This is a genomic window from Myxococcota bacterium, assembly GCA_035498015.1.
Lineage (GTDB): Bacteria > Myxococcota_A > UBA9160 > SZUA-336 > SZUA-336 > VGRW01.
In genome coordinates this window covers 1-13,814 of record DATKAO010000167.1, presented here as the reverse complement: position 1 = coordinate 13,814, position 13,814 = coordinate 1, and the positions used below count along the sequence as shown (strand labels likewise).

Annotated in this window: 18 protein-coding genes and 1 pseudogene; 8 read left to right on the top strand and 11 right to left on the bottom strand. The window is 73.2% G+C overall.

Annotated elements, in window-relative coordinates:
• On the bottom strand, positions 1 to 202 hold a 202-nt coding region (locus VMR86_14920; protein ID HTO08336.1), incomplete at its 3' end, for a helix-turn-helix domain-containing protein.
• Between the two features lie 15 nt (positions 203 to 217).
• Positions 218 to 1,354 carry a DJ-1/PfpI family protein gene (locus VMR86_14915; GenBank protein ID HTO08335.1) on the bottom strand — a complete coding sequence of 379 codons (1,137 nt, stop codon included), beginning with the start codon at positions 1,352 to 1,354 and terminating at the stop codon, positions 218 to 220.
• A gap of 83 nt (positions 1,355 to 1,437) precedes the next feature.
• On the opposite strand from VMR86_14915, the pseudogene VMR86_14910 reads away from it, so the two are divergent.
• Both VMR86_14910 and VMR86_14905 read left to right on the top strand, forming a co-directional pair.
• Positions 1,438 to 1,773, top strand: a pseudogene (locus VMR86_14910) (GFA family protein).
• 87 nt (positions 1,774 to 1,860) lie between these two features.
• Entirely contained in the window at positions 1,861 to 2,814 is a 954-nt protein-coding gene (locus VMR86_14905) for an SDR family NAD(P)-dependent oxidoreductase (GenBank protein ID HTO08334.1), read from the top strand.
• Positions 2,815 to 2,847: 33 nt separating this feature from the next.
• Here VMR86_14905 and pyrF read toward each other — a convergent pair whose 3' ends face one another.
• The 3 genes from pyrF to VMR86_14890 are packed head-to-tail and all read right to left on the bottom strand — an operon-like array spanning position 2,848 to position 4,894.
• Complete coding sequence (gene pyrF, locus VMR86_14900) at positions 2,848 to 3,654, bottom strand: orotidine-5'-phosphate decarboxylase (protein ID HTO08333.1); 807 nt, start codon at positions 3,652 to 3,654, stop codon at positions 2,848 to 2,850.
• Positions 3,651 to 4,475: an SDR family NAD(P)-dependent oxidoreductase gene (locus VMR86_14895; protein ID HTO08332.1), complete on the bottom strand. Its 825-nt coding sequence runs from the start codon at positions 4,473 to 4,475 to the stop codon at positions 3,651 to 3,653. Before VMR86_14895 ends, pyrF begins: the two co-directional genes overlap by 4 nt.
• Positions 4,472 to 4,894, bottom strand: coding sequence for a GFA family protein (locus VMR86_14890; protein ID HTO08331.1), 423 nt, complete (start codon positions 4,892 to 4,894; stop codon positions 4,472 to 4,474). The genes VMR86_14895 and VMR86_14890 overlap by 4 nt, the downstream gene beginning before the upstream one ends.
• A 45-nt stretch (positions 4,895 to 4,939) precedes the next feature.
• Between VMR86_14890 and VMR86_14885 the strand changes: the two genes are divergently transcribed.
• Positions 4,940 to 5,386, top strand: a complete 447-nt coding sequence (locus VMR86_14885; GenBank protein ID HTO08330.1) for a GNAT family N-acetyltransferase — start codon at positions 4,940 to 4,942, stop codon at positions 5,384 to 5,386.
• 1 nt (position 5,387) lies between these two features.
• Here VMR86_14885 and VMR86_14880 read toward each other — a convergent pair whose 3' ends face one another.
• Positions 5,388 to 6,581, bottom strand: a complete 1,194-nt coding sequence (locus VMR86_14880; protein HTO08329.1) for a crosslink repair DNA glycosylase YcaQ family protein — start codon at positions 6,579 to 6,581, stop codon at positions 5,388 to 5,390.
• A gap of 65 nt (positions 6,582 to 6,646) precedes the next feature.
• On the opposite strand from VMR86_14880, the gene VMR86_14875 reads away from it, so the two are divergent.
• Complete coding sequence (locus tag VMR86_14875) at positions 6,647 to 7,210, top strand: GNAT family protein (protein HTO08328.1); 564 nt, start codon at positions 6,647 to 6,649, stop codon at positions 7,208 to 7,210.
• Positions 7,194 to 8,081 carry a rhomboid family intramembrane serine protease gene (locus tag VMR86_14870; protein HTO08327.1) on the top strand — a complete coding sequence of 296 codons (888 nt, stop codon included), beginning with the start codon at positions 7,194 to 7,196 and terminating at the stop codon, positions 8,079 to 8,081. The genes VMR86_14875 and VMR86_14870 overlap by 17 nt, the downstream gene beginning before the upstream one ends.
• Here VMR86_14870 and VMR86_14865 read toward each other — a convergent pair.
• Positions 8,078 to 8,959, bottom strand: a complete 882-nt coding sequence (locus VMR86_14865; protein HTO08326.1) for a universal stress protein — start codon at positions 8,957 to 8,959, stop codon at positions 8,078 to 8,080. The genes VMR86_14870 and VMR86_14865 overlap by 4 nt on opposite strands.
• A gap of 28 nt (positions 8,960 to 8,987) precedes the next feature.
• Positions 8,988 to 9,842 carry an endonuclease/exonuclease/phosphatase family protein gene (locus VMR86_14860; protein HTO08325.1) on the bottom strand — a complete coding sequence of 285 codons (855 nt, stop codon included), beginning with the start codon at positions 9,840 to 9,842 and terminating at the stop codon, positions 8,988 to 8,990.
• 87 nt (positions 9,843 to 9,929) lie between these two features.
• Here VMR86_14860 and VMR86_14855 point away from each other — a divergent pair, with 87 nt between their 5' ends.
• The gene (locus tag VMR86_14855) at positions 9,930 to 10,490 is read left to right on the top strand and encodes a hypothetical protein (protein ID HTO08324.1); all 561 of its coding nucleotides are present in this window, start codon (positions 9,930 to 9,932) and stop codon (positions 10,488 to 10,490) included.
• Positions 10,487 to 11,338, top strand: coding sequence for a 3'-5' exonuclease (locus tag VMR86_14850; protein ID HTO08323.1), 852 nt, complete (start codon positions 10,487 to 10,489; stop codon positions 11,336 to 11,338). The genes VMR86_14855 and VMR86_14850 overlap by 4 nt, the downstream gene beginning before the upstream one ends.
• Positions 11,339 to 11,345: 7 nt before the next feature.
• Here VMR86_14850 and VMR86_14845 read toward each other — a convergent pair whose 3' ends face one another.
• On the bottom strand, positions 11,346 to 11,732 hold the full coding sequence (locus VMR86_14845) for a VOC family protein (protein ID HTO08322.1): 387 nt from the start codon (positions 11,730 to 11,732) through the stop codon (positions 11,346 to 11,348).
• Positions 11,733 to 11,786: 54 nt separating this feature from the next.
• Between VMR86_14845 and VMR86_14840 the strand changes: the two genes are divergently transcribed.
• Complete coding sequence (locus tag VMR86_14840; protein HTO08321.1) at positions 11,787 to 12,551, top strand: helix-turn-helix transcriptional regulator; 765 nt, start codon at positions 11,787 to 11,789, stop codon at positions 12,549 to 12,551.
• 4 nt (positions 12,552 to 12,555) lie between these two features.
• Here the strand turns inward: VMR86_14840 and VMR86_14835 are convergent, their stop codons facing one another.
• Positions 12,556 to 13,113 (bottom strand): DUF99 family protein, encoded by a 558-nt coding sequence (locus tag VMR86_14835; GenBank protein ID HTO08320.1) that lies wholly within the window; start codon positions 13,111 to 13,113, stop codon positions 12,556 to 12,558.
• 163 nt (positions 13,114 to 13,276) lie between these two features.
• Positions 13,277 to 13,814, bottom strand: a 538-nt coding sequence (locus VMR86_14830) for a 6-phosphofructokinase (protein ID HTO08319.1), incomplete at its 5' end; no start/stop codon positions are given.

The window sequence follows — 13,814 nt, the reverse complement described above, 5'->3', positions numbered from 1 at the left end:
CCTCGCGGGTGGCCTCCCACTGCGCGTCGATCACCGCCGCGGCCAGGTCCTCCTTCGACGGAAAGAAGTGGTAGAAGCTGCCCTTGTTGACCTCGGCGGCGTCGCACAGCTCCTGCACGCCCACGCTCTCGTAGCTGCGCGCGTGGAAGAGCCGCGAAGCCTCGTCGATGAGGCGCTCGCGCGCGTCACTGGTCCGACCCATGCCCCTGAGACTATCTCAACGGGCAGGAGGTTTGACAGGTGGCTCGTATTCGAGCTGGAGCGCCACGAAGTCGGCGGTCGGTGCTCCGTAGCGGGCGTCGATGTCGCGGAGCACCGCGTCCACGGTCGAGCTGCCCGCGGCCGGGAGCGCGATCGGGTGCGTGGCCGTGCCCGTGGCGTCGGCCAGGAAGCGCAGGCCGCGGCGCGAGCGGACCTCGGGCTCGGGCGCGAGCGTGCGCACCGAGGCGCGGTAGGTGCGCTGCCAGGCGTCGGCGGCGAGCGCGACGGCGACCTCGTCGACCCCGTCTCGCAGCTCGAGCTCGAGCGTCTCGTGCTTCCAGAAGGCCAGCAGGTTGCGCGCTGCGGTGAAGACCGCGGGCCGGTCGAGCGCGAAGTCGCGGCTCACGTGGCCGGCGCCGAAGCCGGGCACGCCGAACTCGCGCGCGACCTCCGCAGCGCGCTCCGGCCCGGCGATCGCTTCGACCAACGTGAGCGACAGCGGGATCGACGCGCTGATGCCGGTGGTGGTGGCCACGCCGCGGTCGACCACGTAGCGCCGGTCGGTGACCCAGGTCATGCCGGGAAAGGTCTTCGGCATGCGACTCACCCACAGCCAGTGACTCGTGGCGGCGCGGCCGTCGAGCAGGCCGGCGGCGCCGAGCACCCAGCCGCCGTCGCAGATGCCGACCATGGTCGCGCCCTTGCGCGCCTGGGCCTGCAGCCAGGCGAGGGCCGCAGGCTCCTTGGCGTCGTGCAGCGCCGGCACGATCACGTAGTCGGCCCCGTCGCCGTAGCGCGCGTCGAAGGCGGCGACGTCGAGGTCCGGCCGCACGCGCAGCGCGGGGTGGAGCTCGACCGGCGCGTCCTGCAGCGCGACCGCGAGCACGTCGGCGCTGTGCGAGGCGCGCAGCACGCCGAGCGGCACCACGAAGTCCGTGGTCTCCGTACCGCCGTTCGCGGCGAATACCGCGACCAGGGGGCGCGCGCGCTTGGGCGGCCGCAGCTGCGCCACGACCGCGGCCCGCTCGGCCTCGGAGATCTCGGGCAGGGCCGCAGCGCGCGGCCGCGCGGCGGGCAGCGCCAAGAGGGCGGCGCCGATGCCCGCCGCGGCGAGCACGGCGACTCCCGCGAGCGCGATCCGGAGAAGCCGCATGACGTGGAGGGTAGCCGCCGGCTCGCGCCGCCGTCGGCCAATCGCCGCGCGGATCCTGCCAAGCCGCGTGTTAGGTTGTGCGCATGCCCGCTTTCTGCGGCGGCTGCGCCTGCGGCGCGATCCGCTACGAGTGCAGCGCCGAGCCCCTGTTCGCGGCCCGTTGCCACTGCCGTGACTGCCAGCGCGAGTTAGGCGCTGGCTTCGTCCCCGTGCTGGGCGTGCCGGCCGACGCGTTTCGAGTGACTCGCGGCGCCCCGCGCGGCTTCACGGTGACCGCCGACAGCGGGCATCCGACCACGCGCTTCTTCTGCGCCGACTGCGGGTCGCCGCTGTTCGGCCGCCCGGGCGTGGCGCCCGAGATGGTCACGATCCGCGCCGGCAGCCTCGACGACCCGGCGGCGTTCCGGCCGGCCCGGAATCTCTACGTCTCCCGCGCGCAGCCCTGGGCTACGATGGATCCCGCGCTGCCCAAGCTTCCGCGACTCCCCCACAGCCAGGAGCCCCGAGTGCCCCGAACCTTCTCGCGCGAGACCACCACGAACGAGCTGCTCGAGGGAGTCAGTCTCTCCGGGCGCCGGGTCCTGATCACGGGCGGCTCGGCCGGCCTGGGCGCGGAGACCGCTCGCGCGCTGGCCGCCGCGGGGGCGCACGTCGTCGTCACGGCCCGCGACGCCGCCAAGGGCGAACGCGCGGCCGCTGCCGCGCGCGCCGGCGCTGCGCCGGGCGCCCGGGTCGAGGTGGCCGAGCTCGACCTCGAGTCACTCGCCAGCGTGCGCGCCTGTGCGGACCGGCTGCTGGGCGAGGGCCGGCCGCTGCACGCGCTGATCGCCAACGCCGGAGTCATGGCCGCGCCGCAGGGCAGGACGCGCGACGGCTTCGAGACCCAGTTCGGTACCAACCACCTGGGTCACTTCGTGCTCGTGAACCGGCTCGTGCCGCTGCTCGTGCGCGGCGCACCCGCGCGCGTCGTGGTGCTGTCGTCGTCCGGCCACCGGTTCGCCGACGTGGACCTCGAAGACCCCGGCTTCACACGCACGCCCTACGACCCGTGGCTCGCCTACGGGCGCTCCAAGACCGCGAACGTGCTGTTCGCCGTGGCGCTCGACCGGCGGCTCGCGCCGCGCGGCGTGCGCGCGTGCGCGGTCCATCCGGGCGGCATCCGCACCGAGCTCTCGAGACACCTCACCGAGCAGACCCTGCAAGAGCTCGTGTCGCGCATGGCGCGCGGCGGGGTGAAGATGAAGTCGGTGGAGCAGGGCGCGGCGACGAGCGTCTGGGCCGCGTTCATCGCCGACGCGGCCGAGATCGGCGGCCGCTACTGCGAGGACTGCAGCGTCGCCAAGCTCACCCAGGACGCGCAGACGAGCGCGGGCGTGCGCGCCTACGCGCTCGATCCGGCGCGCGCCGAGGCGCTGTGGCGGCGCAGCGAGGAGTGGGTCGGGGAGCGTTTCCCCGCGTGAAGCGCTCCTGCGCCGGGGGCCTCCGCAAGCGCACTAGCCGCGCGCGCGGTTGATCTCGTCGCGCAGGGCCTGCGCGGCGGCGCGGATCGCGTCGGCGTCGCCCGCGAACACGATCGCCCGCGACGAGGAGATGAACAGGCCGCGGCCTTTCGGGTCGACGCCCGCCGCGACCACCGCGGCCACGTCGCCGCCTTGCGCGCCCACGCCCGGCACCAGGAAGGGCAGCTCGGGGTGCGCCTGGCGCAGCTCGGCCAGCTCCTGCGGGTAGGTCGCGCCCACGACCAGGCCCAGATTGTGGTGCGCGTTCCAGTCGCGCGCGGCGCGCTCGGCCACGCGCCGGTAGAGCGGCTGGCCGTCGACCCGCAGGTCCTGCAGGTCGCGCGCGCCCGGGTTCGAGGTGCGGCACAGGACCAGCGCGGCGCGCGCGGGGTCGGCCAGGAAGGGCGCGAGTGAGTCGCCGCCGAGATAGGCGTTCACGGTGACTGCGTCGGCGTCGTAGCGCTCGAACGCCTCGCGCGCGTAGGCCGCGGCCGTGTTGCCCACGTCGCCCCGCTTGGCGTCCAGGATCACGATCGCCTGCGGCGCGCGCGCGCGGATGTGCGCGATCGTCTTCTCGAGCTCGCGCTCGGCGCCGACCGCGCTGTAGAAGGCGATCTGCGGCTTGTAGGCGCAGACCAGGTCGTGCGTGGCGTCGATCACCTCGCGGTTGAACTCGAACATCGGCTCCGCGGCGCGCGCAAAACGCGCCGGGAGCTTGGTCGAGTCGGGATCGAGCCCCACGCAGGCCAGGCTGGCCGAGCGCTGCCACGCGGCTAGGAGCCGCTCGCGGAACGGAGTCACTGACTCATGTGCCAGCCGCCGTTGGGCGACAGCACCTGACCGGTCACGAACTTGGCCTCCTCGCTGGCGAGATACACCGCGGCCCAGGCGATGTCGTCGGGCTCGCCCAGTCGGTGCATCGGCGTCGAGGCCTCGATGATCGACTTCATCTGCTCGAGGAACGCGATCATGTCGGTGTCGATCCAGCCCGGCGCGATCGCGTTCACGCGGATGTTGCGGGTCACGACCTCGCGCGCCAGCGAGCGCGTGAAGCCCAGGATGCCTGCCTTGGCCGCGCAGTAGGCGACCGCACCGGCGCCGCCCGCGGTGCCCATGATCGAGCCCATGTTGATGATCGAGCCCGACATCTGCGGGTTCATGATCTTCAGCGCCTCGCGCGAGCAGAAGAAAGTTCCGTCGAGGTGCACCGCGAGCATCCGGTGCCAGGCATCGTCGGTCACTTCGACCGCCGCGTCGAGGTGGGTCTTGACCGGGCCGCCGGCCGCGAGCTCCGCCGCCTGCTGGAGCTGCTTGTCGCGGAACTTCGCGCGCAGCGCGGGGTCGTTCTCGACGCCCGAGATACCGGCGTTGTTCACCAGCACGTCGAGCCGGCCGAGGCGGCGCTGCGTCGTCTCGAACATCTTCCGCACGGCCGCGGAGTCCGACACGTCGGCCGCGAGCCCCAGGCCGCCGAGCGGCGCCGCCGCCTTCTCGGCTGCGACCAGGTCGACGTCGTTGATCACGACCTGCGCGCCTTCTTCGACGAAGCGCTTCGCGATCGCGAGCCCCAGCCCGCGCGCCGCGCCGGTCACCAGCGCCACTTTGCCCTGCAGTCGGTTCATCGGGACTCTCCTTTGAAGTTGGCGGGCGGCCAGGCCTGGAAGGCCGGCACGCCGTCGGCGATCTCGAGCCACGGGACTTTCTCGCCCGCGAAGAAGTGGACCTGGGGCCGCCCGTCGAGCGGGTCGTCGAGGCTCGCCGCGGGCACCACCACCTGGTCGTCGAGCACGATCGCCACGTTGCCGCCGCAGCGCCCGCAGAAGCTGCGCCGCACGCCCGGGCTCGACTCGAAGCGAGTCACCAGCTCCTCGCCGCCCAGCCAGCGGAACTGCGACGGGCGCAGGTGCAGGTTGCTCGCGAACGCGGCGCCGTGCGACTTGCGGCACTGCACGCAGTGGCAGTGATTGAACAGGAAGGCGTCGCCTTCGAACTGCCAGCGTATGCCGCCGCACAGGCAGCTGCCGCGGATCGGACCGGCCATCGGCTCTCCTCGCCCCATGATGCCACGCGGCTAGAATGCGCCGCCATGAACCCCGCCTTCCGCGTCGCCGGGCCGCGCGACCTCGAGCCGCTCCTGTCGTTCGTGCGCGAGTTCTGGGCCATCGAGCGCATTCCGTTCGTCGAGCCGGCGGTGCGGCGCGCGCTCGAGGGGATCCTGGCGAACCCCGACTTCGGCCGCGTGTTGCTGATCGAGCTCGAGTCACGGGCCGTGGGCTACTACGTGCTCACGCTGGGCTACAGCCTCGAGTTTCTGGGCCGCGACGCGTTCATCGACGAGCTCTACGTGCGCGAAGCGTGGCGCGGCCGCGGCCTGGGCACGCAGGCGCTGGCGCACGCGGCCGCGCTGTGCGCCGACCTGGGCGTGGGCGCGCTGCACCTCGAGGTCGACCACGTGAACCCGCGCGCGCGGGCGCTCTACGAGCGCTCGGGCTTTGCCGTGCACGAGCGGGCGCTGATGACGCGCCGGATCTGAGTCAGCGCGGGAGCTCGATCGAGTCCGCGCCGACGCGCGCCGCGAGCTTCTCGAGCGCGCGCGCGAGGCCGCGCCGGCGCGCCGCCGTGGCGCGTACGCCGCGCTCCCACCACACGCGCTCGACCACGAGCGTGCTCCGCTCGCGGTCGTGGCGGGGATCGAGCCGGCCCACCAGCCGCTCGCCCTCGAGGATCGGCAGCACGTAGTAGCCCCAGCGGCGCTTGGCGGCGGGCGTGAACGCCTCGAAGCGGTACTCGAAGCCGAACAGCCGAGTGAGTCGCTTGCGGTCGCGCAGCACGGGGTCGAAGGGCGCGAGCAGGCGCAGCTCGGGGCGCGGGTCGGGCGCACGGCGCAGGCGCGCCTGCCAGTCGTGCGGCGCGAAGCCGGAGACCGGCCGGGCTCCGTTCGAGGCCGCGAGCTTCACCGCCACGGCGCTGCCGCGCTCGACCGACGCGCGGCACCAGGCCACGGCCTCGGCGACGCCGATTCCGCCCCAGAAGTACGCCAGCTCCGACGGCGTGGCGCTGCCGAGTCTCTCGAGCGCCGAGCTGCACGCCCAGTCGACGTGCGCCTCGCGCGTGGGAGCGCGCGCCGCGTGCGCGTCTGGAAACACGCGCTCGAGCAGGTCGTAGACCTTGTCGAAGCGGTCGCGGCCGGCGATCGCGAGCCGGCCCGAGTGCCACAGCACCTCGAGCGCGGTCTTCTCGGGCGTCCAGTCCCACCAGCCCTCGGAGGTGCGCGCGAGGCTGCGCTCGAAGTCACGCGCGCGCAGCGCGCCCTCGCGCACGATGCGCGCGTGCACGCGCGCCAGCACGGCGTCGGGGTCCTTGCCCATGCGTGTCTTGAACCAGCGCTTGCGGCGCATCTCGACCTCGCGCCGCTCGAAGCGCAGCTTCCAGTGCGGGAAGAGTGACACCGGGATGTAGGCGGCGTCGTGCGTCCAGTGCTCGAAGAGCGCGCGGCGCTCGAAGGCCAGGCGGTCCAGCAGGGCGGGCCGGTAGCCATCGAGCCGCGCGCCGAGGATCAGGTGGTGGGCGCGCTCCACGCGCTGGATCGAGTCGACCTGCACGAAGCCGAGCCGGTCGATCAGCTTGGCGACCGCCCGCAGGTTGGCTGGGCGCGCCGGGTCGTCGCACAGGCCCTGGGCCGCCAGGAACATGCGGCGCGCGTCGCGGGCACTCACCGTGGGCTCCACGGCGACAGCGTACGCCAGCCGGGGCCGCGTCGGGTATCCTGACCGGACACCGGGAGTGACTCGCAGTGATCCTGAACCGCACGCTCGAGGGCCGGCTCGTGCGGCTGGTGCCGCAGCGGCTCGAGCACGCCGAGCTCCTGGCGCGCTGGAACGCCGACGCCCAGGTGCGCCACTGGCTGCACCGCTCGGAGGACCCGCCCGAGCTCCTGGGTCGCAGCGAGATGGCCAAGCTCGTGGCGCAGGGACTCACTGACCCTGGCGAGCTGCGCTTCATGATCGAGGCAGAGGGCCGTGCGATCGGCGAGCTGCGGCTGCGCGAGATCCATCCCTGCGGGCGCGCCGAGCTGGCGATCCTGATCGGCGAGCCCGCCTGCTGGGCGCGCGGCTTCGGCGGCGACGCGATCGTCACGCTCTTGCGCTTCGCGTTCGGCGAGCTCGGCCTGCGGCGCGTCACGCTGATCACCGACGCCGACAACGCGCGCGGCATCCGCTGTTACGAGCGCTGCGGCTTCCGCACCGAGGGCGTGCTGCGCGCGCACCGGCTGCGCTACGGGCAGCCGCTCGACATGCTCGCCATGGCCGTGCTCGCGCAAGACTTCGCGGCGGCGGGGCATGCCCGAGGCGAGTGACTCCGGCGCAGACTCGCGCATCCTCGCGGACAGCCGGCGGGCTGCGGAGAGCATCTCGCTGGTGTTGGCCGCGGAGGGCATCCGCCATCAGGTGCAGAGCGACGACGGCGCCTGGCAGGTGCTGCTGGCCGCGTCGGACCGCGCGCGCGCCGACGCCGCGCTCGAGAGCTGGGCGCGCGAGAACGCGCCGCCGCCGGAGCCGCCGCCCGAGCCGGAGCCCGAGGTCGAGACACGCGCCGGCCTGTGGCTGGCCGCGGCGATCCTGGCGGGCTGGTGGTATACGGGGGACTGGTCCGACGCGAGCCCGATCTTCGGCGCCGGCGCGAACGATGCGCGGCTCGTGCTCGGGGGCGAGTGGTGGCGCTGTGTCACCGCGCTCACGCTGCACTCCGATGTGACTCACGCGGCGGGGAACGCCTTCTCGTGCGCGGTCTTCGCGAGTCTCTTGTTCCGCCGCTACGGCCCCGGCGTGGGTGGGGCGATCCTGCTCGCGTCGGGGCTGGTCGGGAACGGGCTTGCGGCCGCGTGGCACGGCGCGCACTACCGCTCGCTCGGCGCCTCCACCGCCCTGTTCGGGGCGATCGGGGCGCTCGCTGCCACCGAGCTCGTGCGCCGCCAGCGCATCCGCCTGCGGGCCTCGCGCGTGTGGCTGCCGCTCGCGGGCGGGCTGGGGCTCCTGGCCATGCTGGGCACGGGCCGGGGCAGCGACCTGGCGGCCCACGTCTTCGGCCTGGCCGCGGGCGCGGGCGTCGGCTTCGTCGCCGCGCGCGCGGCGCCCCGGCCGCTCGGCGGCCCGGCGCAGTGGGCGTTCGGCGCGGTCAGCGTGGCGTTCGTCGCGCTGTGCTGGAGGCTCGCGCTCGCGAATCCCTAGAGCTTGGGCGAGGCCGCCTTCACGCTGATCACCGGAACGTGCGCGCGGCGGATCACGCGCTCGGCGGTGCTGCCCATGAGCACGTGCGCGAGGCCCGTGCGCCCGCGCGTGCCCATGACCACCGCGTCGGCGTGCATGCGCTCGATGGCCTCGAAGATCGCCGGGTCGGGTTGCGCCGCGGAGATCACGGTCTCGACCTGGATCCCGCTCAGTGACTCGCGCAGCTCGCCGAGCTTCTGCCGCGCCGAGTCCGCCAGCGCCTTCTCCACGCTCGCCACCGCGAAGCCGCTGCCGGTGACTGCGATCGAGGGCAGGTCGTAGGCGTGCAGGAGCACCAGCCGCCCGCCGGTGCGCGCCACCAGCGCGCGCGCCCAGGCCACGGCGGCGTCGGAGTCGGGTGAGAAGTCCGTGGGCACCAGCACCGAGCGGTAGGGCGCCGGCGCCGGTGAGTCCGCGTGCGCGGTCAGCACCGCCGCGCGAGCGAGCTGCGCCACGCGCTCCGCCACGCTGCCCAGGAGCACGTGCGCGAGCCCCGTGTGGCCGCGCGTGCCGACCGCGACCAGGTCGGCGCCGAGCTCCGCGGCGCGCTCGGTGATCGCTGCCGCCGGCTCCTCGGTCGAGGTCGAGCTCGCGGCCTCGAAGCCGCGTGCGCGCAGGGTCGCGGCGAGTGTCTCGACCTTCTGCGCGGTCTCGCTGCGCGCCTGGCCGATCAGGCCGGGCGCCATGCCGAGCGAGACGGCGGCCAGCGCCGGCGCAGGGATGTAGCCCGAGGAGAACAGCTCGAGCCCGGCCGAGAACAGCTTTGCGAGCTCGAGCGCGTGCGCTAGCGCCCGGTCGGCGTGGGGCGAGAAGTCCGTGGCGACCAGGATCTTCTTCACCGAGACAGTCTACCCGAACGGGCGCGAGTCAGGGGACTTCGGCGGGGTGCAAGTCGACCGTGGCCACGACCGGCAAGTGGTCGGAAGCCCGGCGCGCGGCCTCGCTCGCGTGGGTGCGCACGCGCGCCACACGCGCGCCGCGCGCGTACACGCGGTCCAGCGCCAGGACGGGCCGGGCGGCCGGGAAGGTCGCCGGCCAGGCGTCGTTGTGGTGCAGCTGCGTGAGCTCGTCCTCGAGCCGCCGCGTCGCGGGGCAGCGGCGCCAGGCGTTCATGTCGCCCAACAGAACGGTCGGCCCCTGGAGCTGCGGGTGCTCGAGTAACTCGTGCACCTGTTTCTGGCGCGTGCGGTCGACCAGCGCCAGGTGGGTCGCGACGATCGAGACGTGGCTCGCGTCGCGCGCGAACTGCGCCGCGATCGCCGAACGCTGCTCCAGGCGCGAGAATGAGAGGTCGAGCGCGAACACCGAAGTGAGCGGCCAGCGCGACAGGATCGCGTTGCCGAGCTCGCCGCGGCGGTGTACGCGCGTGGAGACGAAGGCGAGGTACAGCCCGAGCGCGTTGGCGATCGAGGGCAGGGGGTCGGGCTCCTCGAAGGGCCGCAGCACCTCCTGCAGCGCGATCACGTCGGTGGCGAGCTCGCCGATCACCGCGCTCGCGAGCTCGGGCTTCCAGCGGTTCCCGCCGCCCGGCCCCGAGAAGCGATGCACGTTGTAAGTCGCGACCTCGAGCACGCCGTTCGGGCCGGCTTCGGGGTGCGGGTCGCTCGGCGCGACGACGGCCGCGAGGTAGGGCACGCGCTCGGCCAGTCGCGAGCGCCGGTCCGCAAAGGGATCGCGCACGCGGATCTCCATTCCGCCCAACAGACCCACGGGCTTCTTCATCGTCCGCCGGTCGACGATAGTGGACGGGTGCGGCCCTCGCGACCGGACGCGGGAGCCGCCATATTCCGCCCCAGCCAAGGAGGGCCCATGCCGGACGAGCTGAACAAGCGGGCGCACGCGCTCGAGGAAGCCTTCTTCAACAAGCAGAACCAGGAGCTGATGGACAAGCTGCGCGCGCGCGAAGTCGCAGCGCAGAAGAAGTCCGACCTCACCGCGGTGACCGGCATCGAAGACGGCAATGTCCTCGACGAGCTCGTCGGGCTGGGGCTCGACGCCAAGACCCTGGTCGCGCTGACGATCGCGCCCCTGGTGCTCATGGCCTGGCGCGACGGCAAGGTCGGCGCGCACGAGCGCGCTGCCGTGCTGCGGGCCGCCGAGGAGCGTGGCTTCACCCAGGGCACGCTGATCTTCCAGATGGTCGAGGGGTGGCTCGACGCCCGGCCCGAGCCGACGCTGAAGCACGCCTGGATGGGCTACGTGAAGAGCCTGAAGGCCAAGATGCCCGCGGACGCGTACGACGCGCTGAAGCGCGACATCATCGAGCGTTCGAAGCGCGTGGCGCACCTGACGGGCGGCGTGCTCGGCGTGCTCGCGACCTCGCGCGCCGAGAAGCACCTGCTGGCGGAGATCGAGGCGGCGCTCGGGTGATTCGCGAGGTCGCGGAGCGGGTCTGGGCGTTCGACCTGGAGTGGGTGCCCGATCCGCTGGCCGGGCGCGTGCTCTACGACCTGCCCGACTCACTCCCCGACGCCGACGTGCTGCGCGAGATGTGGCGCGCGGGCGGCGCGACCGAGGAAGACCCGACTCCGTTCCTGAAGACCGCCGTGTGTCGGATCGTCTCGATCGCGGTCGTGGAGCGGCGCGCGCGCGACGACGGACCGGGCGCGCTGCGGCTCCTGTCCTTGCCGCACGCGCCCAGAAACCCCGACGAGGCGCGCGAGGCCGACGTCGTGGGGCGCTTCCTCGAGGCGCTGGGCAAGTACAAGCCCCAGCTCGTGGGCTTCAACTCGCACGACTCGGACCTGAAGATCCTGGTGCAGCGGGCGCTCGTGCTGGGCGTGCAGGCGACGGACTTCGCCGACCGGCCCGACAAGCCCTGGAACGGCCCCGACTACTTCGCGCGCGCGAGTGACTCGAACATCGACCTGAAGCAGATCGTCGGCGGCTGGGGCAAGGCCGTGCCTTCGCTGCACGAGATCGCCGTGCAGTGCGGGATTCCGGGCAAGCTCGACGTCGACGGCAACGACGTGGCGCGCATGTGGCTCGAGGGCCGGCTGCCCGAGATCGTCGCCTACAACGAGATGGACGCGCTCACCACGTATCTGGTGTGGCTGCGCCTGGCGCACTTCGGCGGCTACTTCACGACCGCCGGCTACCAGGCGGAGCAGGCCGAGGTGTGGTCGCTGGTCGAGCGCGAGATGGCCGCGGGCAAGCCGTATCTCGGGCGCTATCTCGACGCCTGGTCCGCGCTCCGCGCGCGCGTCGCGAGCCGGTAGCTCCGAGTCAGCCGCGCTGGCTCTCGTCGAAGTACTTCAGCGCGGCGACCACGTTGCCCTCGGTGTCCTCGAAGCGGATGTGCTCGCCCACGCCGTGGATCACGTTGCGCGGCATGACGATCCTGCCGCCCGCAGCAGTGACCGCCCGGGCGATCGCGTCCACGTCGTCGACCGAGATCGTGCACTCGAAGCCGCCCTCGCCGGCGCCGTGTCCCGGCGGGCGGCGGCTCAGCGAGCCGTGGATCCCGGGGCGCGCGTCGTCGCCGGTCGCGATCGTGAAGAAGTCGGGGGGCCCAAAGGCGCGGAAGCGCCAGCCGAACACCGCCTCGTAGAAGCGCCTCGCGCGCGCCGGGTCGTCGGCCTCGAAGTGGAAGTGAGCGACGTTGTTGGCCATGGGCGCAGGCTAGGCGAGAAAGGCGCTGGCGAGCTTGCGATATACTGACACTCGATGTCGAGCTTGCGACAAGTCGAGCGGCCCGAATCCGACATCCGGGTCTGGGCGATCGCGACCACCTACTCGAGCGGCTACGAGATCCCGCCGCACACGCATCCCACCGCACAGCTCGTCTACGCCTCGCGCGGCGTGATGACCGTGCACACCGAGTCGGGCACGTGGGTCGTGCCGGCACACCGCGCAGTGCTCGTGCCGCCGGGCGTGGAGCACCGGATCGCCATGTCGGGCGAGGTCGAGATGCGCACCGTGTATCTCTCGACCGAGCTGCCGTTCGCCGCGACGGAGTGCGCGGTCGTGAACGTGTCTCCCCTGCTGCGCGAGCTGATCCTGCACGCGGTGGAGCGCGCGCCGCTCTACCACGGTGAGCCGGGGCACGCGCACCTGATCGGGCTCCTGCTCGAGCAGCTCGATGCGCTGCCATCGATTCCCCTGCAGCTTCCGGCGCCCCGCGACTCGCGCGCGCGCCGCGCCGCGGAGTGGCTGCGCCGGAACCCGGGCGAGGGCGAGAGCCTGGAGCGGATCGCGCGCCGCGTGGGCGCGAGCAAGCGCACGCTCGAGCGCGTGTTCCTGGCCGAGACCGCCATGAGCTTCGGCGCCTGGCGCCAGCAGCTCCGGCTCATGCAGGCGCTCGAGCTCCTGGCGGCCGGCGAGCCGGTGACCCAGGTGGCGCTGGCGGTCGGCTACGAGAGCACGAGCGCGTTCATCTCGCGTTTCCGCCAGGTCCTGGGCACGACGCCCGGCCGCTACTACGCCTCCTGACGAGTCACACACGGCCGTATGACTCGCCGCGCACCAGCGCGGTCGCGAACAGGTGTGCGACGCGCAGCGCCTCGGGCAGCTTGGCCTTGCTGCGCGACGCGCGCAGCAGCGCCAGCGCTCCGGCGCGCTCCACGCCGGCGTGCGCCAGCCAGACGCCTTCGCCGGTGTCGAACGCCGCGGGCGAGCGCTCGGCGATCGCGAAGCGCGGCAGGAGCCCGGCCGCCTCGAGCGCAGCGCGCAGCCGAGCGTTGTCGGGCGGCCGGCGAGTCACCACCAGCACGGGCGCGCCGAGCGCGTCGGCGAGCGCGCGCACGTCGACCAGACCCAGCCCCGCGAGCGTGATCCCGCCCAGCGCAACCGCCTGCAAGCTCGCGCACAGGCGCAGCCCGCCGATCCAGCGCGCCAGGAACTCCGTAGCGCCGTCGCCGTCGACGGCGAACGCGCTGCGCGCAACGGCTTCGAGCAGGTCGCCGCCCTCGCACAGCGCGGCCACCAGCGGCACGGGCTCGCGCTGACTCTTGACGAACGGTCCCTCGTCGATGCCGAGCACGTGCGGTCGCATGCGGATTCCAGCATAGCCGAGTGACCGCCGACACCGACCGGCGTAGGGCCCGATGCCATGCTGTACCAAGCGCGGGTCGATGGCCGCTGCTCAGCCCCAGCGACCTGGCCCGCGTGCTTCCAACCCCCGGAGTGAGGCGCTCCGCGCGAGCGGGGCGCCTCCTCTACTGCTCGCGCCCGAAGCGCTCGCGCAGATCCGCGGCGCTGGTGTTGCCGGCCTCGGCGAGTGTCTGCAGCCAGAGGGGATCGGCCAGGTCACTCGGCCCGAGCCGGATCATGTACTTGCGCGCGACCTCGTACGACTCCGACGTGGTGTCGACCAGGCGCACGCGCGTGCGGCCGGTCCTCGGGTCCATGAGCTCCGAGAACGGCATGGTCACGATCGCGCCGTTCTGGCGCGTGATCATGCAGTTGGAGCCGCCCTCCAGGATCGCGCGCGCGGCGCCGTAGCCCAGGTCGCGCGTGTACTCGGCGTCGAACGGGATCGGGTGCGCGCAGCGCAGCTCGTAGCCGATGTCTTTCGCGACCACCTTGATCGCGGTGATTCCGCGCCTTGCGAAACGCGCCTTGATCTCGCGCTTGAGCAGGTCGCCCAGCGGCAGCTCGGACAGCCGCACGTGGCCGTGGTCGTCGCGCTCGGCGTCCTCCATGCCCTCGAGGTCCGCGGGGTCGAGCAGCTCCGCGATGCCCTCCGCCAGAACC

Coding starts and splice junctions, on each gene's coding strand:
- VMR86_14915 (HTO08335.1), bottom strand. CDS start 1,354: ATGCGGCTTCTCCGGATCGCGCTCGCGGGAGTCGCCGTGCTCGCCGCG.
- VMR86_14895 (HTO08332.1), bottom strand. CDS start 4,475: ATGAACCGACTGCAGGGCAAAGTGGCGCTGGTGACCGGCGCGGCGCGC.
- VMR86_14890 (HTO08331.1), bottom strand. CDS start 4,894: ATGGCCGGTCCGATCCGCGGCAGCTGCCTGTGCGGCGGCATACGCTGG.
- VMR86_14885 (HTO08330.1), top strand. CDS start 4,940: ATGAACCCCGCCTTCCGCGTCGCCGGGCCGCGCGACCTCGAGCCGCTC.
- VMR86_14870 (HTO08327.1), top strand. CDS start 7,194: ATGCCCGAGGCGAGTGACTCCGGCGCAGACTCGCGCATCCTCGCGGAC.
- VMR86_14860 (HTO08325.1), bottom strand. CDS start 9,842: ATGAAGAAGCCCGTGGGTCTGTTGGGCGGAATGGAGATCCGCGTGCGC.
- VMR86_14855 (HTO08324.1), top strand. CDS start 9,930: ATGCCGGACGAGCTGAACAAGCGGGCGCACGCGCTCGAGGAAGCCTTC.
- VMR86_14845 (HTO08322.1), bottom strand. CDS start 11,732: ATGGCCAACAACGTCGCTCACTTCCACTTCGAGGCCGACGACCCGGCG.
- VMR86_14840 (HTO08321.1), top strand. CDS start 11,787: ATGTCGAGCTTGCGACAAGTCGAGCGGCCCGAATCCGACATCCGGGTC.
- VMR86_14835 (HTO08320.1), bottom strand. CDS start 13,113: ATGCGACCGCACGTGCTCGGCATCGACGAGGGACCGTTCGTCAAGAGT.